At 60.7% G+C, this 23,588-nt stretch carries 20 protein-coding genes; 9 read left to right on the forward strand and 11 right to left on the reverse strand.

The window, feature by feature from the left end; genetic code table 11:
* The first annotated feature begins 41 nt into the window (after positions 1-41).
* The 3 genes from ABD937_RS07670 to ABD937_RS07680 all read left to right on the forward strand — a co-directional run bounded on the left by ABD937_RS07670 (position 42) and on the right by ABD937_RS07680 (position 2,536).
* Positions 42-986 carry an isoaspartyl peptidase/L-asparaginase family protein gene (locus ABD937_RS07670; RefSeq protein ID WP_345254810.1) on the forward strand — a complete coding sequence of 315 codons (945 nt, stop codon included), beginning with the start codon at positions 42-44 and terminating at the stop codon, positions 984-986.
* A gap of 150 nt (positions 987-1,136) precedes the next feature.
* Positions 1,137-1,826: a 2-C-methyl-D-erythritol 4-phosphate cytidylyltransferase gene (locus tag ABD937_RS07675; protein ID WP_345254811.1), complete on the forward strand. Its 690-nt coding sequence runs from the start codon at positions 1,137-1,139 to the stop codon at positions 1,824-1,826.
* 110 nt (positions 1,827-1,936) lie between these two features.
* Positions 1,937-2,536 carry a hypothetical protein gene (locus tag ABD937_RS07680; protein WP_345254812.1) on the forward strand — a complete coding sequence of 200 codons (600 nt, stop codon included), beginning with the start codon at positions 1,937-1,939 and terminating at the stop codon, positions 2,534-2,536.
* Positions 2,537-2,663: 127 nt separating this feature from the next.
* On the opposite strand, the gene ABD937_RS07685 is transcribed toward ABD937_RS07680, so the two are convergent.
* From ABD937_RS07685 to porW, 9 genes are all read right to left on the reverse strand, one after another.
* Complete coding sequence (locus ABD937_RS07685; RefSeq protein ID WP_345254813.1) at positions 2,664-3,905, reverse strand: acetyltransferase domain-containing protein; 1,242 nt, start codon at positions 3,903-3,905, stop codon at positions 2,664-2,666.
* A gap of 71 nt (positions 3,906-3,976) precedes the next feature.
* A complete protein-coding gene (locus ABD937_RS07690) occupies positions 3,977-4,657 on the reverse strand; it encodes a DUF2490 domain-containing protein (protein ID WP_345254815.1) in 681 nt (226 codons plus the stop codon).
* Positions 4,658-4,895: 238 nt separating this feature from the next.
* Positions 4,896-5,330, reverse strand: a complete 435-nt coding sequence (locus ABD937_RS07695; RefSeq protein ID WP_345254816.1) for a nuclear transport factor 2 family protein — start codon at positions 5,328-5,330, stop codon at positions 4,896-4,898.
* Positions 5,331-5,383: 53 nt separating this feature from the next.
* A complete protein-coding gene (locus tag ABD937_RS07700; RefSeq protein WP_345254817.1) occupies positions 5,384-5,971 on the reverse strand; it encodes a hypothetical protein in 588 nt (195 codons plus the stop codon).
* Positions 5,972-6,085: 114 nt separating this feature from the next.
* The gene (locus ABD937_RS07705) at positions 6,086-7,432 is read right to left on the reverse strand and encodes an erythromycin esterase family protein (RefSeq protein WP_345254819.1); all 1,347 of its coding nucleotides are present in this window, start codon (positions 7,430-7,432) and stop codon (positions 6,086-6,088) included.
* Between the two features lie 324 nt (positions 7,433-7,756).
* Positions 7,757-8,758, reverse strand: a complete 1,002-nt coding sequence (locus tag ABD937_RS07710; protein WP_345254820.1) for a hypothetical protein — start codon at positions 8,756-8,758, stop codon at positions 7,757-7,759.
* Positions 8,759-8,784: 26 nt separating this feature from the next.
* A complete protein-coding gene (locus tag ABD937_RS07715) occupies positions 8,785-10,236 on the reverse strand; it encodes an amino acid permease (RefSeq protein ID WP_345254821.1) in 1,452 nt (483 codons plus the stop codon).
* A 591-nt stretch (positions 10,237-10,827) separates the two neighbouring features.
* On the reverse strand, positions 10,828-13,341 hold the full coding sequence (locus ABD937_RS07720) for a transglycosylase domain-containing protein (protein ID WP_345254823.1): 2,514 nt from the start codon (positions 13,339-13,341) through the stop codon (positions 10,828-10,830).
* Positions 13,342-13,697: 356 nt separating this feature from the next.
* Positions 13,698-16,751, reverse strand: a complete 3,054-nt coding sequence (gene porW, locus ABD937_RS07725) for a type IX secretion system periplasmic lipoprotein PorW/SprE (protein ID WP_345254825.1) — start codon at positions 16,749-16,751, stop codon at positions 13,698-13,700.
* A gap of 201 nt (positions 16,752-16,952) precedes the next feature.
* Here porW and ABD937_RS07730 point away from each other — a divergent pair, with 201 nt between their 5' ends.
* The 6 genes from ABD937_RS07730 (at position 16,953) to ABD937_RS07755 (ending at position 21,301) form a co-directional block, all read left to right on the forward strand.
* Positions 16,953-17,360: a hypothetical protein gene (locus ABD937_RS07730; RefSeq protein ID WP_345254827.1), complete on the forward strand. Its 408-nt coding sequence runs from the start codon at positions 16,953-16,955 to the stop codon at positions 17,358-17,360.
* 217 nt (positions 17,361-17,577) lie between these two features.
* Entirely contained in the window at positions 17,578-19,425 is a 1,848-nt protein-coding gene (locus ABD937_RS07735) for an outer membrane protein assembly factor BamB family protein (RefSeq protein ID WP_345254828.1), read from the forward strand.
* Between the two features lie 199 nt (positions 19,426-19,624).
* Positions 19,625-20,029, forward strand: a complete 405-nt coding sequence (locus ABD937_RS07740) for a bactofilin family protein (protein WP_345254829.1) — start codon at positions 19,625-19,627, stop codon at positions 20,027-20,029.
* Positions 20,007-20,234 (forward strand): AtpZ/AtpI family protein, encoded by a 228-nt coding sequence (locus ABD937_RS07745; RefSeq protein WP_345254831.1) that lies wholly within the window; start codon positions 20,007-20,009, stop codon positions 20,232-20,234. Before ABD937_RS07740 ends, ABD937_RS07745 begins: the two co-directional genes overlap by 23 nt.
* Positions 20,235-20,238: 4 nt before the next feature.
* On the forward strand, positions 20,239-20,649 hold the full coding sequence (locus tag ABD937_RS07750) for a hypothetical protein (RefSeq protein ID WP_345254833.1): 411 nt from the start codon (positions 20,239-20,241) through the stop codon (positions 20,647-20,649).
* Positions 20,642-21,301: a SprT-like domain-containing protein gene (locus tag ABD937_RS07755; RefSeq protein ID WP_345254834.1), complete on the forward strand. Its 660-nt coding sequence runs from the start codon at positions 20,642-20,644 to the stop codon at positions 21,299-21,301. Before ABD937_RS07750 ends, ABD937_RS07755 begins: the two co-directional genes overlap by 8 nt.
* Positions 21,302-21,392: 91 nt before the next feature.
* Here the strand turns inward: ABD937_RS07755 and ABD937_RS07760 are convergent, their stop codons facing one another.
* Positions 21,393-21,905, reverse strand: coding sequence for a GNAT family N-acetyltransferase (locus tag ABD937_RS07760; RefSeq protein WP_345254836.1), 513 nt, complete (start codon positions 21,903-21,905; stop codon positions 21,393-21,395).
* Between the two features lie 419 nt (positions 21,906-22,324).
* On the reverse strand, positions 22,325-23,536 hold the full coding sequence (sucC, locus tag ABD937_RS07765; RefSeq protein WP_345254838.1) for an ADP-forming succinate--CoA ligase subunit beta: 1,212 nt from the start codon (positions 23,534-23,536) through the stop codon (positions 22,325-22,327).
* Between the last annotated feature and the right edge of the window lie 52 nt (positions 23,537-23,588).

The raw sequence follows: 23,588 nt of genomic DNA on the forward strand, positions 1-23,588 counted from the left end.
TTGACGCCCGAGGCTTCGGGATGAATTTTTACTTTTGAATCATGAAGAAGATCACGATCGCGATCCACGGCGGGGCCGGCACCATCCTTCGCTCGGATATGACCCACGAGCTCGAGCAGGAGTATACAGCGGCGCTGCAGGCGGCCCTCGACAGCGGCTATGCCGTGCTTGCGCGTGGCGGCTCGGCCCTCGACGCAGTGGAGGCGGCTACGGTGCTGCTCGAAGACCACCCGCTTTTCAATGCAGGCAAAGGCTCCGTGTTTACCCATACCGGCCTGCACGAGATGGATGCAGCGCTTATGGACGGGCGTACGCTTGGCGCCGGTGCCGTATCGGGCGTACGCAACCTCCGCAACCCCATTGCGCTGGCCCGGCGCATCATGCAGGAGACCCAGCACGTATTTCTCAGCGGCGATGGCGCCGTTTCCTTTGCGCGTGCGCAAGGCCTGCCCTTTGAGCCCGACGAGTATTTCTATTCGCAAACGCGTTGGGAGCAATGGCAGAGCGTGGTGCATACCGACAAGGTGCTGATCGACCACACTAACGAATACAAGGACGAGTTTCCGGATAAGAAGTTCGGCACCGTAGGCGCCGTGGCCACCGACCGCGACGGCAACATCGCGGCGGCCACCTCCACCGGCGGCATGACCAACAAGCAGTGGGGGCGCATCGGCGACAGCCCCATCATCGGTGCCGGCACCTATGCCAATAACGCCACCTGCGCCATCTCGTGCACCGGGCACGGCGAGCTCTTCATCAAGGCCGTGGCGGCGTACGATGTCAGTTGCCTCATGGAATACAAAGGCCTGTCGCTCGATGATGCCATGCGCGTGGTGGTGCACGACAAGCTCGTGCGCATTGGCGGCGAAGGCGGCATGATCGGCGTTGATGCGGAGGGCAACCACGCGCTCCTCTTCAACAGCGAGGGCATGTACCGCGGCGTCCGCAACAGCGACGGGCTCAACGAGATCGGGATTTATAAGTAGAAGGGTTCAGGAGGGTTTAGACGGGTTCAGAAGGGTTGAGCTCCCGCTTGATACGGACTCAGAGTTTACTTTGACTTTCCCCTGAACCTTCCTGAACCTTTCTGAACCCTTTCCGGGGTTATCTTTGCCCTCCTCTTAAAAGCGCAATCCATGAAGAAGTATGCCCTCATTGTGGCCGGCGGGACCGGCACCCGGATGGGATCGCCCACGCCGAAGCAGTTCCTGCTGCTCCACGACAAGCCGGTGCTGTATTACACCATCCGCACCTTCCTGGAGGCCTACCCCGATATTCAGATCATCCTGGTGCTGCCCGAGGATTTCACCGATATGGGCCGCGAGATCATCGACGCCTGGTTCGACTATAGCCGCATCCGCGTAACGGCCGGCGGCGAAACGCGCTTTCATTCCGTACAGAACGGGCTCCAGCTCATCGACGAAGACGGCATCGTATTCGTGCACGACGGCGTGCGCTGCCTGCTGACGCCCGACCTCATCCGCCGCTGCCACGACAAAGCCCTCGAGAACGGGTCGGCCATCCCCGTGGTGCCCTGCCGCGACTCGGTGCGCCTGCTCACGGCTGCCGACAACGAAGCCATCGAGCGCACGCGCTTGGTGCTGGTGCAGACGCCCCAGACTTTTCACAGCCGCATCCTGCAGTCGGCCTTTGCTATCGACTACAAGGAGCGCTTTACCGACGAGGCCACCGTGGTGGAAGCCTATGGCCTGAAGATCGAGCTCGTGGAAGGAGAGGAGGATAATATCAAGATCACCCGTCCCGTAGATCTACAGGTGGCCGAGGCTATCCTCGGTCAGCGCAGGCCCGGCCACGCACTGGCCTGATCCGCGGATAGAAAATTCCTTAGGACGAAGGAGCTGCAATTCAGGCAGCTCCTTCGTCATTTCGTGCAGGCCGCAACGGAAGCGGACGGTTGCGTGCGGAACTTCACCGCATGAGAAACACCTTCCTTTTGCTTATCCTGGGCACGTCCCTGATCGGCGGCACCATCGTTTCCTGCACGCGGGAGCACATCGCCCCGCCGCAGGCGCCACCGGTGCCCATGACCTATACCGACTTCAAGGATTCCGCGATCCGCTTCGGCAAGCATGCCTCCTTTGACCTCGATCAGAACGGCTCGGCCGACATCGGATTCAGCACGCTGCTCGTCAGTGATCCCCTGACGCAGACGGACAAGCGGCAGTGGTACGCCTTCGGCACCTTTAATACGTTTTTTGCCGTGAACAACAACGAGGAGATGCCCTTCCTCGGCGTCAATGTACCCATCACGAAGGACGCCTTCTCCGGCTACGAGTGGTACAATGCCTCCTCGATCGTGATCGCCCAGCAGGTGTTGAGCAACACGGAACCGCCGAGGTGGGAAGGTACCTGGAAGGAAGCCACGCACCGATACTTCCCGCTGCAGGTAAAGCGCGGCGACAGCCTGTATCACGGGTGGGCCGAAATTTCTTTCCGCACTGCCGACCAGCAGCTGTACCTCCACCGCGCAGGCCTGGCAACAGTAGCCGGTGCCGCGGTACGCACCGGGCAGTAAACGACTTCTTTTGTCGGAAGCCAAAAACAAACGGCCGGTAAGCAACCGGCCGTTTTTGTTTTTAAGGGGAGGTGCGTGACATGCCCGGGTGTAAAACGATGTTGGCACCTTGTCGGGCAGAAGCCGGCTACAGGTACGACAGCCACCATTGCCGGTGCGTGCGCTTGTAGTTGCTGAACCAGCGGCACAGCGGGTACAGGGCGATTACGGTGGCAGCCCAAACGGCATACACCACAGGAAGGTCATACCCTTCGCCGGGGGGCAAAAACTTCGGAGCGTTGGTCACCGCCATGCCCTCCGCGACGCTGTGACCCCGCGCGAGGAAGAACAGGGCCGACACCGTGTGCAGGATGTAAAAATGGAGCACATAGTAGAAGAAGGGTACGCTGCCGTATACCGTAATAATACGGGACAACCGGCCGCGTGCATTCCCGGTGAGCGCCAGGAACAGGAGCGCCGGCCCGATGGTGACGCACATGAAAAGCAGCGAGGGCGGGTACTTGGTGACGTTGATGAACGAGAAGAAGGTATACAGCGCAGACTTTTGTCCTGACCAGTCGGCAGGATCGCCATAGGCATTGGTAGCTCGAAGGGCCGCGAACAGGAGCAACAGGCTGGCTCCTCCCAGCAGCAGCGTGCGGTTACGTCCCTTGTCGGGAAGCGTCGTGAAGAGCCGCCCGAAGCAGTAGCCCATCATCATGAGCCCGATCCACGGGAGCACGGGGTAGGCGAAAAACACGAACCGGTCGGTACCCAGGGGAAAACCGCCGGGCAGGTGCAGGAAGTGATACGCGGGCGAGTAAGCTCCCTGGTGCTGTGCCTGATAGAAATCGAGTGCGTTATGACCCAACACGATCAGCGCACCAAGTGCGAAGATGGCCCGGAAGGGCAGGTAGAGCGCGGCGCCGAGGCAGATCATACTGATACCGATGGCCCAGATGGTTTGCAGCATGATCAGGTGGAAGCCCGGGTCGAAGAAGATGCCGAAGGTCATGATGACCACCTCCACCAAAACCAGCCACAGGCCCCGCTTGACGAGGAAGCCGCTTAGTTCCTGTTTCGACTTGCGCTGGCCCTGCAGCCAGGCCGAGGTGCCGGCAAGGAACACGAAAATGGGCGCGCAATAGTGCGTAATGAAGCGCGTGAAGAACAGCGCCGGCGTTGTCGTCTGCAGGTTCAGCGGGTCGTCGGTGAAGGCGGAGCGGTGAAAGAAGTCGCGCGTGTGGTCAAGGGCCATCACGATCATTACCAAGCCCCGGAGCAGGTCGATGGAGGCGATGCGGGAAGACAGCTTCGCAGGAGGGCCCGGCTCCACGGGCACCTGGATGGAAGCGGTATGCATATTCGGGGTAAACAGCTTTTCGGACATGGCAGGTCGGTTTTGATCGAAATGTATGTCCTTAAAGATACCCTTTCCGGTACGGCACCGGGTCGCTTTTTTTACGAAGGGTCGCGGCGCGTGAGGGGCAGGTTGTTAAAGAAGGCCACCTGGAATTGCGGACGCTGCCGGGTTTCCTGGATCTGGCTCATATAGCCCAGCTCGAGACGCAGCTCCGGGGTGAAGCAATAGCCCAACGCGCCATACACCCGGTTGCGGTCGAAGGCAGGGCGCTGGCCGTTGACGAAGATCTCGTTGTAGGCCGAGAGGTACAGCGCGCCTTTGGCCAGCTCTTTTTTGTTGAGGGCCACATTGGCCGAGAGGAAATACCGGAAGCGCCAGCGCAGGTCCTGGTCCCCGATCAGCCGCTGCTCGATCCGGTAGCGGTGCTGCAGGTATACGCGGCCAAAGCGTTGGCGGGTGATGAACTGCTCGAAGAAGCGGTGCTCCGTAGTGCGGACCTTCGTATCGGTGCCGGGAACGTAGTTTTCGGAGATGATGTAGCCGTAGCCGGCCAGCAGGTTGTTGTTGTTCTCACTGAGGTTGTAGCCAAAGCCGGTGCGGAGGAGCAGCTGCTCGAGGTCGCCGGCGAAATTATAATTGCGGTACTGCACCTCGTTGTGCCAGTTCCAGCGCTTGCTGATCTTCTGGTTGCCGAAATACTGGAACCAGTTGCCGGTCTCGCTGTCTTGTGCCGACGACAATAACGGAAGTACGCAGATAAGGGTGAGCAGGCGTTTCATATGCCGCAAAGATGCGGCGGAAACAGCTTGGGAATATCGAATGTCGAACAAGGAATATCGAATGTCGAACAAGGAAAGTCGGATGCCGAACAAGGAATGTCGAATAATAAAAGAAGGGGCGAAGAATGAAAACATGGTCCGCAAGGCGGAGTCATGCCCGTACCGTCGGTGACGGACGCGGGAACTCGTTCACGGCCACTCATTCATTCTCCCATAACCCCATTCACCCATAACCCCATTATTTAAAATCGATATTCCCGGTCATATACTTCAGGTGGTGGGTGAAGCCGTCGATGCGCCAGCCTACGGCCGTGCGTACGAGGTGCAGGTCGTAGGTGCCCACGAACTCGCGCGTGTTGCCGCGGGTCGCCGACTTCTTGTAATGCGTAGCGGTAGCGTAGGCGAACACGGTTGCCTCCGGCCCGTTGATGCTCACGAGGTGGTTTCCGCACAAGTGGTTGATGGCATCGAGGCCCTCGAAGCCAAGCTCCCATTCGTGGCAGATATCCTTGGCCGCCATCCGGCGCGCGGCGCCACCCAGCGACGACATGTCGAACTGCACTTCGCCGCAGAACACCTCCGCGAGGAGGCGTCCCCATTGACGGTTGTCGGTATACACGAACAGCTTGTGTACGACCTCTACCACCAGGTCGCGCGTGGAAAAATGTTCCATGGATGGCTTTGCGGCTAATGTACGTAATCGGAGGCACCGGTAGTGCAATGGACTCAATACCCGGCCCGTACCACCCGGTCGGCGGCCACACTGAGGGCTGCCCGGTGCAGCAGCACCTGCTCGCCGGCCCGATCCACCGACAACTCTACCCAGCCATGATAAGGCCTTCCGGCCACCCACACCTGCACAGCGAGGTAGCGTCGCTGCGCGCTCTTCCAGAGCCCATCCCACCAGGTATCGGTGGCGCCGGTGAGCCGCTCCGCCAGCACCGACTCGTTCACTTCAAACCATTCGAAGCCGGTATGGCCTTCGCCGATCTTCCCGAGCAGTGGAAATACGGGTGTCTCATTTTGCTCGTTGATGAGAAGCCGGCTGCCGATCTCGGCACGCACCGAAAACTGCTTCTTCGTTACCTGCAGCACGTTATCGGCCACGAGCTGTACCTTGAAATGCAGGTCCGGCTGCCCGTCTCCGTTAAGGTCTACCTTCCGGAAGCCGGAGTGCACCGCCGCATGTTGCAGGTCAGTGTAACGCATCTCCGGGTGCTCCGGATTACCCGGGGGCTGCGTGTTGGGAATGCGTTCTTTGGAGCAGGCTACGAGGAGGCCGCAAAGAGAGAGGAGGAGCAAGGTGTTTCGCATAATGTTGGTTTATGCCCTCCTGACCTCCGGCCCGCCGCATTCGTTGCACCTGCTCCCTGCATCCTGCGCGACCTGTAGTTTTCCGGCCATGAATCGTAGGTCCGCGTGCCGATGCTAGAAACCTGACGGATACGTGTCCGGCGGCTCATTGCGCCGCCGCACAGGGATCGGGGTCAGTGGCCTCGTATGATCGAAATAGAGGAACGCGTCGTAGCGCATCGGGATCACCGTGGGTACGTAGTTCCCGTTCTCGGAGGCGGGGTTGTACGTAACGCCGACGGCGCGGTGCCCGATGGGCTTATCGAGACCGGCGTTGCGCAGGTCGCGGGAGAGGAGGATCCGGTCGCCCGTGCCCTGGCTGTGCAGCAGCTCCTCCCAGGATCCACGGCGCGCGCGCGGCATCGCCATCGACCTATACGGGGCGCCCCAGGCGTCGGCCGCGATCACGCTGCCGCTATACGAGCCGAAGCCCACCAGGAACACGTTCTCGGGTCCGAAGGCCTCGCGGGCCAGCTGCCCGAGGTTGACGGTTCCGCTTGCCGCCATATCGGTGTAGCGGGCATCGCCCACGTGCGTGTTATGCGCCCACACGATGATCTTCGAAGCAGGCCCATATCGGTCGAGCAGGCGGCCGAGCGTTTCGAGCATGTGGCCGTCGCGGATATTCCAGGAAAGGGCGCTGTTGCTGGCGGCTGCCGTGTAATAGCGTTCGGCATTGTAGGCCACCAGGGCATTTTGCTGAATAAGAAAAGCCGTGTCAGAGCGGGCCGTAGCGCTGCCGTAGCGCCGCTCCGCTGCGCGGTGCAGCCGTTCCACCTGGGCCCGGCAATCAGCCGAGCTGTTGGCCACCGCGCTGGCATACCCGATCGGGTCGGCGCTGAAGGGCTGAAAGCAGCGGCGCGCAGCCTCTGCATATTGCTGCAGCGAGTCGCTGGCAGGCAGCAGCGGCCTGAGCTCCTGGAGCGATTCCCAGATACCGTATACGTCGAGGCCATAAAAGCCGGCTTTTTCCGCGCGGCCCTGGTTGAAGGCGTTGAGCCAGGTCACGAGCGAAGCCACTTCGTAGTTGCCCCACATCCAGGTAGGCCAGCGGTCGTACTGTTGCAGGAGCGTAACGGCGGCGGCGCTGTCGCGGCGGGGCCCGCTGATGAACTGGTTGACGCGCCAGGAGTCGGCCCATTCGCCTTCCACGGCGATGGCGTCGAAGCCTTTCTCGGCAATGAGGCGCTGCGAGATGGCCGTGCGCCAGCGGTAATACTCGGAGGTGCCGTGCGTGGATTCGCCCAGCATCACGATGCGGGTGTCGCCGATGGCGGCGAGCAGTGTATCGAGGTCGGTACTGCTGCGCAGGGGATAGGAAGGCAAGGAGGAGGGGAGCGCCGTGGCCGCGGGTTCCTTCCGGCAGCCAAACAGCAGCAGGACAGCCATAAGGCTGCAGCACCAGGTTCTGAGCAGGGCCATAGGATACGATTTGTACTGGTCGGACAAAAAAGACGCCATTCCGACACGTGCGGATCAAAAAAAGGCCGCCCAGGAAGAGGCGGCCGGCCGTAATGGCTCTGTATCCGAACAAGTATTAAGGGTAAAGCCCGATACCACGAAAGTAGCGGCCTCTATCAAGCCGGACAATGGAGGAAATACGGTATTTTTTATAGTGTTTCTACGCCACTTTTCTCACGTTCATCATCCTGTACACCGCCGGCCTACTGAATTAAGCGGGCATTCCGGATCGGTAACGATTGCTCATTTAGACCCCTGCTCGATTGGTGCTAACAGGACGGTGTGCTACCGGAAACGAATGCGCCGGTTATTGAATACCGTACGCTGCTTGATCTCGATAAGCTCGGGAATATAATTGCCATACAATGCTATAGCCTTTCCGTTCTCGATGCGGTAGTAGGGGGCAGGGTATTCTTTGGCGATGGTCGCCGAATCTCCGCCCGAAACGTCTACAACAACCGGCTCGGCAAAGGAGATTGGCACCGGCCGGATCGAGCTGTCGTTGTCACGCCTTTCGTAGTCGTACGAGGAGTACGGCGCAGCCCAGCGTCCGTCGGTAGTCCGGTATACATCGAAGAACTGGTACTTCTGATGAATCAGGCCGCTGCAGTACCGGCTTACAAAAAGTAGTACGTGGCGATATTCGGCAAACTTCGGAAAGCCGTAATGGTCGAAAGCGGTGAAGCGGATCGTATCGCTGCCCGGATTGCCATAAAGGCGCTCAACGAGCTCGTATTCGGCTTCGAACTGCGGGTCACGTAAAAGGAGAACATTACAGTAGTAAGGCTGTTTTTGGAGGTTTCTCCGAACGCTGACCTTCCTCCCGATAAATGCATAGTGTTGCCCCACCGTATCGGGGCAAGGGGCCGGCGGAACATAGGGCACACATACTTCGGGCGCGAGCCGGATCCGGATGCGCCGGCGCTTCACCAGGTCCGACACGGCATGTACCTGCGTTACGAAACGATAAGATTTAAAATAGAGGCTATCGGTGAGGCGCACCCGCATCCGGAACCGGCCGTTCCTCGTGGTTGAATGACACAGGTTTTTATCGCTACGGATCCGCTGCCGGGTCTCCAATGAGTCTGGGAATTCGTCCGAGGGCCAACGGGCTGTATGGCGAAGCAACGTGTCGTTTACATAAATGATCACCCGGCTCTGCTCCCGGGAAGTGTCGCGCGCAATGCCTTTGATGAGCACATTTTGCCCCCAGCCCTGAGACCAACACAAAAACAACAACGAAAGCAAGGGTAAACGCATAGTATACAAGCTAATGAGAAAAGGCATGTGCGTTCCGTCATTCGCTGCTTTGGTCAGGAAGTCGTTTCGGTGCCCTGGATGTCGCTGCCATCCGTTGCCGGACGCTTTCTTCCATACAAGAAATAAATCCCGAGCCCGATCGCGAGCCATACGATGAGTCGCAGCCACGTATCGCCGGGCAGGGAAACCATCATCGCCAGGCAGCTCACGATCCCCAGGATCGGAACCAGCGGTACGAGCGGTGTTCGGAAGGGGCGGTGTACATCCGGTTGCTTTTTGCGGAGAATGATGATGCCGGCGCACACCATGATGAAGGCGAGCAGCGTGCCGATACTGGTGAGCTCGCCTACGACGCGGATGGGCACGAAGCCGGCGAAGAGCGAGATGAACACGCACAGGAGCAGGTTGCTCTTGTAAGGCGTCGCATGCCGCGGGTGCAACCGTGCAAATACGGGAGGCAGGAGCCCGTCGCGGCTCATCGAGAAGAACACGCGCGACTGCCCGAGCAGGTCCACCAGGTTTACCGAGGTATAGCCCACGAGGATGGCGCCGATGATGGCCTGCGCCAGCCAGGGATACGGCGTTTCGGCGATAGCGATGGCTACCGGCGCCGCGCTGTTCCTGAATTCCGTGTAATGCGCGAGGCCGGTCAGCACATGCCCGAACAGCATGAACAGCACGGTGCACACGAGCAGCGAGCCGATGATGCCGATGGGCATGTTGCGCTGTGGCCGCTTGGTTTCCTGCGCCATGGTGGCCACGATGTCGAAGCCGATGAACACGAAGAACACAACGCCCGCACCGCGGAGGATGCCGCTCCAGCCGTAGGAGCCGAAGGAGCCCGTATTCTGCGGGATATAGGGCGAATAATTTGCCGGATCGATGTGCTTCCAGCCGAGCGCGATGAAAACGAGCACGACACCGACCTTGAGCGTTACCACCACCGCGTTGAACAGCGCCGAGCCGCGCGTGCCGCGGATGATGACGGCCGTCATCAGCACGATCACCAGCACTGCGGGCAGGTTGATGAACCCGTTCACGATGCTGCCGTCGGCGAGCGTCACCGTTTCAAAAGGGGAGGCCAGCAGGCGGGGCGGGAGGTGAATGCCGTAGCTACCGAGAAACTTCACCAGGTACTGGCTCCAGGAGATGCCCACGGTGGCGGCGCCCACTGAGTATTCAAGAATAAGGTCCCAGCCGATGATCCAGGCAAAGAGGCGTCCGAAGGTGGCGTAGGCGTATGTATAGGCCGACCCGGCCACGGGCACCATGGCGGCAAACTCGGCGTAGCAGAGCGCGCTGAAGGCGCAGCCTACGGCCGCGAGCAGGAAGGAGAGCGTCACGGCCGGGCCGGCATTGTTGGCGGCGGCAATGCCGGTGAGGGAGAAGAGTCCGGCGCCGATGATGACGCCGATGCCGATGGCAATGAGCTGGAAGGCGCCGAGCGAGCGCTTCAGCGCGCCGGAGGCGGCGGCTTCTTGTTGTAATGCTACGAGGGACTTCAAGAGAACGGGTTTTGGAGGTTTTGGAAGGTTTTGGAGGGTTCGAGTGCTTGGCTTGCCGGGAGCTGCGGCCGAAGCCACAGGCGAGGCCGCAGCCCGGAAGCGGTTCGTGCCCGGCGGGACCATGAGTGACAGCTCCATCGATCGTTGAACACTGCCGCATGGCTGCCGGGGCTTAAGTCGTTATGGGTTCAGGTACATATCGGTATAGGCAGGAGGCTACGTTCCCGGGTAAAGGGCGCAGTCGGTTAACGAAGTGGGTTTGTGCAATAAAAGCGGGGGGATCAGCAGTAACAACAACAACCGCCGGCGCGCCTGGCGGCGATCGGTACGATGTGCGGCATTTGATGGAAAGGAGCGCTGGTCCTGATCATGTGCGGAGAGTAATTGTCTACTGAATTGGTGGACAAATGTAGGGCAGGCACAGACAGGCCGGGTCAAAGAAATGTTAATGCGTTGCCGCGGGCGGGCACACACGCTTTTCCCGGGCTCGACCGGCGCCGGTAATTCCCCAATGCTCACGCGCATGCATCCCCGAAGAATAAACAGCGGCACCGGACACCAAAAGCCCCGGCGCTGGGCCGGGGCTTCGTATCAGTAATCGTTTGCAGGCTTGTCTTTGTCCTTGTCTTTCTTGCCGCCAAATATCTTGCGGAAGAGGCCTTTCTTTTCGGGCTCCTGCGGCGGTGTAGCCTCGCCGATCTTCGGTGCGCGCGTCGTATCCTTCTTCGGCTTGTTGGGATTATTCGGCTGCGCGGGGTTGCCGTTCTCGTCCTGCGGGCGCTGCGACTCCGGCGGGATGTACTCCGAAGTGGTATCGAGCGTGTATTCCGAGGCGTCGCCGTTGCCGATGTCCTCGCCCTCGGCGTTCGGGATCGTATCCGTAATAATACTGCCGACGTCGGCGTTGAGCGCGTCGTTGTTCATATCCGGCGGCTTCACGAATTTGGCGTTCCGGTCGATGCCCAGCGTGGGGTCGCCGTACACTTTGGAGAAGAACGACTGCCAGATGGGGCGCGCCGCGGTGCCGCCATAGCCGGCTGCGCTCTCGATGCGGATGAAGCGGTCGTCGCAGCCCACCCACACACCGGCCAGCAGCTGCGGGCTGTAGCCCATGAACCAGGCGTCGGCGTTCTCGTTGGTGGTGCCGGTCTTGCCGCCCATCTCCGCTGCCCCCAGGGCCTGCATGAGGCCGGCCGCGGTGCCTTTTGTTACGGGGCCTTCCATGAGGCGGGTCATCTTGTAGGCCGTGGCCTCCGAGAGGCCTTCCTTGCGACCGGCGGTCAGGTCGGTGCGCACGATCACGTTGCCGTTGCGGTCCTCGATGCGCGTGATCATCTTGGGGCGCGTGCTGTAGCCGCGGCCGGGAAACACCGTATAACCCCACACCATCTCGAAGAGCGACAGGTCGCAGGAGCCGAGGGCGATGGAGGGGTGGGGCTCCACCTTGGTGGGAATGTTGATGTGCTCGCCCAGGAAGCGGGCAAACTGGTCGGGGCCTACCTGCTTCATGATGTATGCCGTGGCGCAGTTCCGCGACCAGGCCAGCGCCGATGCCATCGATACCGTGCGGCCGGTGCAGGTCTTGCCGGTAGCCGGCACCTTCTGGTCCTTGCCGAAGGTTTGCTGCACGTCCTCAACCGGGGTGTCGAAGTCGAAGCCGCGCTCTTCCATCGCCTGCGCATACAGGAAGGGCTTGATCGAGGAGCCCACCTGCCGCTGCGTCTTCATGTTGGCGTGGTCGTATTTATACGTCTTGAAGTGGATACCGCCCACCCAGGCGCGCACCTCGCCGGTGATCGGGTCCACCACCATGAAGGCGGTCTGCATCATCTGGCGGTGATACTTGATGGAGTCGAGCGGCGTCATCACCGTGTCTTTCTCGCGCTTGGCGTTCCAGGCAAAGACTTTCATCGGCACCTTTTGCTTGAAGGAGGCGCGGATCTCGGCATCGGTCAGCCCTTCCTCGCGGCTGTAGCGCCAGCGGTCGGAGGCCTTCATGGCGGCTTCCAGCACGTTCTCGCGGCCCTTCCACACCGACCCGTTGCGGATGTTCGACTGCTGGTTGAGCGTACGCTGCAGCGCCGGCATCTGCTGGGCCACGGCTTCCTCGGCGTAGGTCTGCATCTTCGGGTTGATGGTGGTGTAGATCTTGAGGCCGTCGTCGTAAATGTCGTACGGATCGCCGTCGGCGTTCTTCAGGTCCTTGAGCGCTTCGCGTACCTCGTCTTTCAGCACCTCGCGGAAGTAGGGGGCGTAGCCGGTGTTCTCGTCGAGCTTTCGGTAGTTGAGCGGGATGGGCTGCCCTTTGTAGCCGGCGGCCTGCTGCGGCGTCAGGTAGGCAGCCTTTTCCATCTGCCCCAGCACCACGTTCTTCCGGTCGAAGGCGCGCTTGTAGTGCACGCGCGGGTTGTAGATGTAGTTGCCTTTGAGCATGCCCACGAGCACGGAAGCCTCGTTGGGATCGAGCACGCCGGGTTCTTTCTGAAAGAAGGTACGCGCCGCGTTGCGGATGCCGTATACGTTGTCGCCGTAGGGCACGGCATTGAGGTAGAGGGCGATGATCTCCTCCTTGGTGAAGTTGCGCTCGAGGCGGATGGCGATGATGTATTCCTTCAGTTTTTCTACGGAGCGCTGGATGAAGTTCTTGCTGCCCTGGTCGAGGAGCTGCTTGGCGAGCTGCTGCGTGATGGTGGAGCCGCCGCCGTCGGAGCCGAGGGTAGCCACCGCCTTGATGGTGCGCTTCCAGTCGATGCCCGAGTGGTTGTAGAAGCGAACGTCCTCGGTGGCCACCAGCGCATGGATGACGTGGGGGGAGATGTCGCGGTAGTCGACGTTGGACCGGTTGCCGCGCTCGCGGTAATACTTGCCCATGAGGGTGCCGTCGAGTGCATACACCTCCGACGACTGCAGGAGCGAGGGGTTCTCGAGCTGTTTCAGCGAGGGCATCTTGCCGAATACGCCCGTGAGGGCCAGTACGATGATGAGGAAGAATGCGCCGAGTCCGCCCAGGAACAGGGTCCAGAGAATGCGTACGCTGCGGCGCGTCTTGCGGGCGGGCTTAGGTGGTTGGGGCCCCGCGGGGCCTTTCGGAGTAGCCTTGTTCATAGAAGGTGTTATGGATGAGCAAACGCTGTGCCTGTAACGCTCACTGGTAGCCCCAAATTTCGCACCGTGACCGGGCTGAAGGGGCAACTAGTTGACGGCCACACCACTCCCGCTTTGGAAGCGTGGAAAATTTAATCCAGGCACGGCAAGATGCTGCTGCGTAAAACTAGGCAAGGATTTCAGATTTCAGATTTTGGATTTCAGATTTGTTGCGGCCCGGACTCTTCTCCTGCTTTGGAACATGCTGTAGCGGAAAAGAATGGCCCGCATCGGATGATGCGGGCCATTCTGCTTAAGAAAAAACACAGCAGTGAAATGACATGTCGACCTAAGTGCCTCCTTCGGGGGACAGGGGGCTACAGTTTCACCGGCAGGCGGCTATCCAGGAATTTCTGGTAGGCTTCCATTTCCTTCGCGGCCTGCACTACCTGCAGGTTGAACGGGGAAATGATGCTGTAGCTGTAGTTGCCGCCTTTGAGCCAGGGAAGGATCTGCGTGGGGGTGATGGGCTTCACTTCCTGTACGTAGCCGATGGCATCGGCAGCGGTGGCAAAGGGGCCCACCAGCAGCAGCTTCACGTCGTTGTTGACGGGTACTACGCTTGCTTCCTGCGTACGTCCTTTCCCGGCATTGTACCGGGCAAAAGCATTGCGCGCCTCGTTTACATACACGATATCCACCTTTTGCATCACGATGACGGCGAATTGAGCAGAGTCGCCGTAGAAGCGGTACGGTGAGCCGGGCGTTGTGACCGGCACTGCAGGGCGCGTGCGGCTAGACGTATCGATGCGGGGCTTGCCGGCGACGGGCTTATTGGATACCGAGGCCGTATCGCGGGGGCGGCCCGTTACCGAGGTTTGCGTCTGTACGCTGCGGGGGGCTGGGGGCGCTGCAACGGTATCGCGGACCACGGGTGGAACCACCGGGGTCGGCGTTGTTGTCACAACCTGCGGTGGGGGTACCACGGCCACGGAGTCCTCCACCGGGCGCTCCACCTGGAGGTTGCGGAGCTCCTCTTCGATCTGGGCGCGGCGGCCCAGCACGCGGAGCAGGGTGGTGGCCTTTTCGGCAAGCGGGGTGTTGGGTGCCTGGGCCACCAGCGTGTTGAGCGTGCGGGTGGCGGCGCTGTCCTGTTGCTGCTTCACCTGGGCCACGGCCTGGATGTAGAGCAGCTGCGGCTCCCACTTATTCGTCCGGTACATGCTGTCGGCTACCACTTTGGCGGCCTCCGCTTCCACGAAGCGGCCGGAGAGGTAGAGGTCGTACACATTTTCGTAAGCCCTGGTGGCGGCGGCCGCCTGCACTTTATTGGTAGCTGCCGGGTCCTGGCCCGTGGTCGCGATGGCGGTGTAGCGGCCCTGCGGGAAACGGCTCTGGAGGAGACGCTTCATTTCCTCGGCCTTGGCCGTATTGCCGGTATGCTGGTAGGCGAAATACAGGTTGAAGAGCACGGCGTCGAGGCTGTCGGGCGCGGGGTAGCGCTTGCGCAGGCCCTCGAGGGTTTCGATGGTGGCGGCATAGTCGCCCATTTCGTTGCTGTACAGAAGGCCAAGGCCACGGAGGGCATACTGAATGCTGTCGTTGGCTATTTTCTGCGCTTCGGGCGTCAGCGGAACGGCGTCCATCAGCGCCTCGAAGGAGAGCGGGTCGTCGAACTGGCGCGGGCCTGCGGTGCCGGCCACGTTGCGGGTGGCTTCGGGCACCGTCTTGCGGAGCTGCGTGGTTACGTCGGTGGCACGGCGCCAGTTGTCGACGTTGGGGCGGTCGCCCCAGATCTGGCGGAAGGAGGCTGCGCCGTTGCGCCGCGCATTGTCGTTGTAGAAATACCATTCGCCGCGATTGCCGCCGGTGCCGCCGGTACCACCGGTGGTGAAGGGGTCGGGCGTGGTGCCCCCGGCGTTGCCGCCACGGGGTGCCGCCGCCGCTTCCTCTTTCAGGCCCTGGGCGCGCCGGAGCTGGCGGGAGATGCGGCGCACGAAGTCCTTGCGCTCGTCTTCCGAAAGGGCGGCGAGGCGCAGCAGGGAGTCCTGGCGCTCCAGGGTATTGGTGTAGGCCACCAGCTGGGTGAGCAGGGGCTTGCGCTCGTTGATGCGGAGCGAGTCGTCGGCCGTCAGTCCTTCGGGCTTTACCGAATCGTAGAACTGCGCGGCGGTCTTGTACAGGCGTTGGTCGAAGGAGCGGTCGGCGAGCGCGAGGTAGGCTTCGTTGTTGGCCGTCTGGTTCGGGCTCTCGCTGCGGAACTTGGCCGAGCGGCGCAGGTATTCCTGGGCCATCAGGAAGTTGCCGCGCTCGATCTCCATCTGTGCGAGCATCGAGTAAATGACGTCGCGGTACTCCTCGTACTTGTCTTTGCGGGCCATCTTGAGCAGGGTGGCGATGTTGCGGTCGATGTAGTTGTCGCCACCTTCCTTGTTGATGCGGATCAGGTTGAGGCGGGCGTACACTTCCATCACGGGGTCGTCGGAGTGGTCGATGGCCTTGGCGTACCAGGTCTTGGCATCCTCGATCCGGCCCTTGCGCTCGAACATCTGGGCCGCCAGGTATTCCCAGCGGGCCTTTTCCTGGCGGGTGCCGGCCGCGGGGAGGGCCTTCACCAGGTGGATTGCGGAGGAGTCCCAGGCTTTTTGCTGGTAGTAGAGATAGGCCTGCACTTCTTCGAGCTGGGGGCGGAGGCGGGCCGGAAAGGCGGGGTCGCTGACGAGGGCGCTCAGGAGGGAGCCGGCCTCCGGGTAGGCTTCCTGCTGGATAAGGGTGCGCACCTGCCATACGAGGGCGTCGTTGCGGGAGGGCGGCTCCGTGAGGGCGCGGCGGACCAGGGTCGGCTTTTTCTCCTGGCTGGCGATCTGGTTGGCGGCGTTGCCGTCGATGCGCGAGCCGATGTAGCGGTAGTAGCCGTCCTTTTCCTTGTCGGCAAAGGCCCAGTTGATGAACTGGAACATGGTATAGGCCGAGTCGAACTTCTTCTCGAAGTAATACGCGGCGCCCCAGAGGAGGTATAGGTTGTCGATCCAGTCGTTGCGCAGGTCGTGGAGCACGATGCCTGCCTTGGCCTTCAGCACCACCGAGTCGAGCTGCTGGGCCTGGCCGGCAGTGGCGTCGAGGGTGTAGGGGTAGAAGGGGAGGAGGCGGGTATAGAGGTCCTTGTGCGACTGCTTGGCGCCGTCGAGTACCTCGTTGATCTTCGCGTTGGCGTTGTAGAAGTAGTTGTAGTGCGTCACCATGTTTTGCAGGGCGCGCTTATGAATTTTGATGGGCTTGTCCGGTGTTTTTTCGGCTTTGGTCTCCCGGTTGTCGTAGGGCTCGGGCTTTTTGATATCGAGGTCAAAGCCCAGCTGCGCCCGGGCCGGCAGCGCAAACAGGCTGCCCAGCACCAGGCCGAGGAAGAGCCAGAAGCGGGGTTGGTGGTTCATTCAAACACAAACTAAGAGTGTAATAACTGATTTTCAGGCAAAATAGTATAAAAGGAGTGCAATATTTTACAGAAGAGCCGAAACTGGGCTACTTTGCCGGTGCGATTTGGGATTTCGGATTCGAGATTTCACATTTGCCGACAGATGTTGACTTTCCTGAATCTGAAATCTGAAATCTGACATCCGAAATCTGAAATCTAGATGAGCAAGCTCGATCCCGGCACGACCCTCCGGCGGCTCCGCAACCGCTACCGCCTCATGGTGATGAATGAGGATACCTACGAGGAGGTGGTCACCTTTCGCCTGTCGCGCCTCAGCGTGTACGTGGCGCTGTGCACGGTGTTCGTGCTGCTGACGAGCCTCACGGTGGCCATCGTGGTCTTTACGCCGGTGCGCTACTACATCCCCGGCTATGGCTCCACGCAGGGCGGCTACAACTACCGCAAGCTGAAATACCGCACCGACTCGCTCGAGAAGCAGGTGGCCTACCAGGCGCGCTACATCGAGAACCTGCGGCAGCTGGCCAGCGGCGGCGAGGAGCTGAAGCTGGATACGACCCAACTCGTTGAGCCCGATTTGGAGGGGGGCGGTGAGCAGGTGAGCGAGTGAGCGGGTGAGCAGGTCGGCTGTGCCCCGCATGCCGAAACTTTAGCGTAGGCGTGAGCAGTGAAAAGATGAACCAAGAAGGTAAACTATTGCCAGAATCGACCCCTTTACCGTTTACCAATAGACTAATAGACCAATAGACAGCCACACAGTGACCGCATCGCGCACTCCCCGCTCACTTGCTCACTTGCTCACCCGCTCACGATACACCACGCCTGCTATGAAACACAGACTGCTCCTCCTGCTCTGCACCCTATTCTCCCTGGCCTCCTCCGCCCAGACAACCCCCTTCCGCTTCGCCTTTCTCTCCGACACCCACATCGGCTCGCCCAGCGGCCTGTCGGAGGAAGACCTGCGCCGTACCGTGGCCGACATCAACCGGCAAACCGGCATCGCCTTCGTGGTCGTCACCGGCGACATCACTGAGCTCGGCACCGACCGCGAGCTGGCCCTCGCCAAACGGATCCTGGATTCCCTCAATGTGCCCTGGTTCGTGGTGCCCGGCAACCATGACACGGGCTGGAGCGAAAGCGGCGGCCTCTCGGTAACGAAGGTATTCGGCTACGACCGCTTCTCCTTCGACCACGGCGGCATTCGTTTTATCGGCTGCGCCTCGGGCCCCTACGTGCGAATGAGCGACGGCCACGTGCCGCGGGGCCATGTGAACTGGCTCAAAAAGGAGCTTGCCAAAGTGCCGAAAGGGCAGCCGGTGGTGTTCCTGAATCACTACCCGCTCGACAACGGCCTCGACAACTGGTACGAGGTGGTGGACGCGCTGAAGGAGCACAACACGGTGCTGGCGCTGTGCGGCCACGGCCACAGCAACCGGCCCGTGAAGGCCGAGGAGATCCCTGCCGTGATGGGGCGCTCCAACCTGCGGGCCAAAGAGGCCGAAGGCGGCTATAACCTCGTGGATGTGCGGACCGATTCCTTCCTCTTCACCGAGCGCCGCCCGCTGTCGGGCAACGAGAAGACCTGGATGCGCGTCGCTTTCCGGGAGCAGCGCTATGATCGGACGAAGTCCTTTCCCCGCCCCGACTTCACCGTAAATACCCGCTACCCGCAGGTGCGGGCGCGGTGGACCGTGGCGTCGGCCGCCAACATCATCTCCACGCCAGCCGTCGTCGACGACCGCCTCGTGGTGGTGGGCAACCAGGACGGGATGATGGAAGCCCATGACCTGGCGAGCGGAAAGCGCAAATGGACCTTTGCCACCGGCGGGCCGATCTTTTCTTCGCCGGCCGCAGCGCCGGGGCGCCTTGTTTTCGGGTCGGCCGACGGGTATATCTACTGCCTCAGCACCAAAGGAAAGCTCCTCTGGAAAACGGCCGCCGGCGCTGCGGTGCTTGGGTCGCCGCTAGTGCACGAGGGCACGGTCTATATCGGGGCCTCCGACGGCCGCTTCCGCGCGCTCGACCTCGCGACCGGGGCGTTGCGCTGGAGCTACGACAGCCTCCAGGGCCCCGTAACCGGCATGCCGGCAGTCCGCGACCGGCTGCTCGTATTCGGCGCTTGGGACCGCCACCTTTATGCACTCGACCTCGACCGGAAAGGGCTCGCGTGGAAATGGAGCACCGGGTCAACCGTCATCAATTACTCGCCCGCTGCCTGCACCCCGGTGATCACCGACAGCACGGTGTACGTGGTGGCGCCCGACCGCTACCTCTCGGCCATCGACCGTGCCACCGGCGCCACCCTCTGGCGCAGCAACGAAAGCACCGTGCGCGAGAGCATCGGGGCTTCCGCCGACGGCCGCTGGATCTACGGGAAGACGATGCAGGATACGATCGTGGCGGTTGCTGCCGGGCGGGAGAAAGTGCCCGCTGCCTGGAAGCTGCACGCCGGCTTCGGCTACGAGCATGTTCCTTCGATGCTGGTGGAAGCGGAAGGCATCCTGTATTTCGGTACCCGTAACGGGGTCGTGTATGCCGTGGATCCCGCCACCCGCTCCGTACGCTGGGCCCATAAGATCGACAACTCGATGGTGAATACCGTACGGGTGCTGCCCGGGCGCCGCCTGCTTGTCAGCACCATGGACGGACGACTTTGCCTGTTAGAGGAAAAGTGAGTTTGAAGTTTGGTGTTTGAAGTTTGAAGTTCGCGTGCGGCGTACGGGAGATTCCCTAGTAGGTAGCTGTCCCCTGCATTTTTACGTCTTGGTTCGTTATCTTAGACCCGGTGCAATGGGACCGGTGCGCTACGTGCAGGCTGCTGCACCTGAAGCGACCCTTACCAATAAACCAATAGACCAATAAACCAATCCCCCTATGTTCAACCGCGAAAAATCCCCCGAAGCTTCTTCCAACAAGGCCACCCTCATCGCTGCCGGTACCACCGTATCGGGCGACGTACAATCCGATCATGACCTCCGCATCGACGGCGCCGTCCGTGGCAACGTCACCAGCACGGCCCGCATCGTAGTAGGCCCCGACGGCTCTGTGGACGGCCATATCGAGAGCCAACAGGCCGACATCACCGGGCGCGTTACCGGCGACCTGCGTGTGGCCGACCTCCTGCAGCTGCGGGGTACCTGCGTGGTGGAAGGCAATATCGCCGCCGGCAAGCTGCAGGTAGAGCCCACCGCCACCTTCAACGGCCAATGCCAGATGGGCGGCACCGTTACGACCCTCGTTCCCTTAAAGAAAGTACATGAGCGCACCGCAGAAGCCTGAGCGCAGGTCCAACACATCGGAGCTGATGCGCTATGCCGGGCTCGGCGCGCAGCTGTTCGTCACCATCGGCATCTGCGTCTGGCTTGGCCTCAAGGCCGACAAATGGCTACGGATACCCCTACCTTTGCTCGTGTGGCTGCTGCCCCTGCTGGCCGTGGGCATCATGATCTATAAACTGGTGAACGATACCTCCAAAAGAAAATAACGGAATGAACCCTCGCGCGCGCAAGCCTTACTTTTCCCTCGTGCTGCTGTTTGTGATCCTCAACGCGGTCTTCATCGCCGGTCGTGCGCCGCTCGAGCGCGCCGGCTTCGACCAGAGCGTGCTGCTGATCGGCAACGTGCTGTTGTTCCTGATCACCATCGGCTCATTCCTGGTGGGCAGCCGGGGCCTGAAAAGCAGCAACCCGCACGCCTTCCTGCGCTCCGTCAACGGCTCGGTGATGCTGAAGCTGTTTCTCTGTGTGATCGCGGCGTTCATCTACATCGCCACCTTCAAGAAGCAGTTGAATAAGCCTGCGCTTTTTACGCTGATGGCCCTTTACCTGGTGTACACCTTCGTGGAAGTATCGGCGCTCACCCGGATGCTCCGCAACCGCAGCGAGAACGCCAATGGCTAAGCAGGAAGCACCCCTCAACGCGCTTGCCCGCTTTTTGCCGCCCGGCACCTACGAGCCCGTGGCCGCCTACCTGCACCAGTACCACGTGCACCTGACGGTAGCGCGTGAGCGCAAAAGCATCCTCGGCGACTACCGCCACCGGCACCGCGACCAGAACCACCGCATCTCGGTCAACGGTACGCTCAACCCGTATGCGTTTCTCATCACCCTGCTCCACGAGCTGGCGCACCTGCTTACGTTCGAGCAATACGGCAACCGGGTGGCTCCCCACGGCGCCGAGTGGAAGCAGCTGTTCGGCAAGCTGCTCGCGCAGTTTATCGAGCACAACGTGTTCCCCGACGACATCCGCACCGCGCTGCTGCGCTCCGTACACAATCCGGCTGCCTCTTCCTGCGCCGACGAGGTGCTGCTGCGTACCCTGAAGAAATACGATAAGGGCTCCGAGGGCCTTGTGCTCGTGGAGGCGGTACCCGAAGGCGGACTTTTCCAGACCTCCGACGGCCGCGTGTTCCAGCGCAAGGAAAAAATGCGCAAGCGCTACCGGGGCCTCGAGGTGAAGACGGGAAAGATGTACCTGTTCAGCCCGGTGTATGAGGTACGATTGGTGGAGGGTGAGCGGGGGGAGTACCTGATTAACAGAGTACATGAGTAATCGAGAGCTTGAGGGGGCGGGAAGATTGCTGAATTCCGCCCTCCCCTCGGTTATTCAAGTAATCATGTATTCAATTACTCGAGTATTCAATTCATCGCGGCGATAGTTGCTTTAACATCCACAATTCGCACCCATGATGCCCGCTGTTGCCCATGGGGCCGTTGAGGTAGCGGAAGCCCAGGCGCTCGTAGGTACTCATGGCCTTCTTGAGCTCGGGCATCGTTTCGAGGTACACCTGCGTATAGCCGGCCGACTCCGCCCAGGCAATACAGGTGCGTATCAGGTGGCTGCCGAGGCCGATGCCGCGGGCTTCTGGAAGCAGGTACATCTTCACGAGCTCGCAGGTGCCATCGGGAAGTCCTTCGGTGGGATAGATGCCGCCGCCGCCCACCACACGGCCCTCCTGTTCCGCTACGAAATAAGCCGAGCGCGGGGCGCGGAACAGCTCGTAGAGGTGGTCGGTGCTCTCATCGTAGTAGACCGTGCCAGGACGGGCCGCGCCGAATTCCTCGAGGGTGCGGCGGATCACGCCGGCCAAAGCGGCATTGTCGGCCGGAGCGATCGACCGTATATGTACGTCGGCGGGGGGCTGCGGTATTTTCATGATCGGGTGAATTGTTTGCGAAATTGTATTTAAATTGGGCCTCTTTCGAGACCGACATATGAGCTGCGGCGTTGCTCCGGGTGCGGCGCAGCGACGGCAAATATATCAGATCCGATCCGTACCCTATGTGATCCGGGCCCCGGCCCGGATCGATCTGATTCCTGTGAAAACGATAGGCGTCTGTTTCCGACAAAGCAAGTTATCCTGATGACTGCGCCTACATCTTTGAAAGCCCTGGCCGAAGCGCCGGGGCTTTCTGATGTCAGATGTGATGATGTCAGATCTCAGATCTGTTCCTGTCTGGACTTTTCCTAAGTTTTTCGAACACTTCAGCGCTGAGGGACGAAAGTAAAAAAGTAAAGGACCGCGAAGCGGTCCTTTACAAAGATCTGAGATCACAGATCACCCATCTGAGATCATCAGGCTACTGCTTTGTTCACCAGGTCCGCCGCCTCCGAGAGGAGGATGGCCGATTGTACCTTGAGGCCGCTCTCGTCGATGAGCTTCTTGGCCTCTTCGGCGTTGGTGCCCTGCAGGCGCACGATGATGGGGATCTCGATATTGCCCATATTCTTGTACGCGTCGATCACGCCCTGCGCCACACGGTCGCAGCGCACGATGCCGCCGAAGATGTTGATGAGGATGGCCTTCACCTTGGGGTCTTTCATGATGATGCGGAAGCCGGCTTCCACGGTCTGCGCGTTGGCGGTGCCGCCCACGTCGAGGAAGTTGGCGGGCTCGCCGCCGGAGAGCTGGATCATGTCCATGGTGGCCATGGCGAGGCCGGCGCCGTTCACCATGCAGCCTACGTTGCCATCGAGCTTCACGAAGTTGAGGTTGAACTTGCCGGCTTCCACTTCCGTCGGGTCCTCTTCCGAAACGTCGCGGAGGGCGGCAAGGTCGGAGTGGCGCATCAGCGCGTTGTCGTCGAGGGAGAGCTTGCAGTCAACGGCGATGATCTTGTCGTCGGCCGCCTTGAACAGCGGGTTGATCTCGAGCATCGCGGCGTCTACGCCCACATAGGCGTTATAGAGGTTGGTCACGAACTTGATCATGTTCTTGAAGGCGTCGCCCTTGAGGCCCAGGTTGAAGGCGATCTTGCGCGCCTGGTAGCCCTGGAGGCCGCCGCCGGGGTGCACCCACTCCTTGAAGATCTTCTCGGGGGTGTTGTGCGCCACTTCTTCGATGTCCATACCGCCTTCGGTCGAGTACATGATCACGTTCATGCCCTTGGCGCGGTCGAGGAGGATGGAGAGGTAAAATTCCTTGCGCTCCGTAGGACCGTCGTAGTACATGTCCTGGGCTACGTAGATCTTGTTTACCACCTTTCCGGCTTCGCCGGTCTGGATCGTCACGAGGGTGCCGTTGAGGATCTTGGAGGAGAACTCGGTGATTTCTTCGAGTGACTTAGCCACCTTTACGCCGTTGATACCGGTTTCCTTGATCTTTCCCTTACCGCGGCCGCCGGCGTGGATCTGCGCCTTCACTACCGCAAACGGGGAACCGTAGGTGGTCTTGATCTGGCGATACGCTTCTTCGGCCTCGTGTACGGTGCTGCAGGCAAAGCCTTCCTGCACCGGCACATTGTATTTTTTCAGGAGCTCCTTGGCCTGGTACTCGTGCAAATTCATGATCTAAAAATTTGCGGCAAAAATAGGGAAAGGCGTTTGAACCATTCCGACA

Source organism: Flaviaestuariibacter amylovorans (assembly GCF_039541815.1).
Taxonomy (GTDB): domain Bacteria; phylum Bacteroidota; class Bacteroidia; order Chitinophagales; family Chitinophagaceae; genus Flavisolibacter; species Flavisolibacter amylovorans.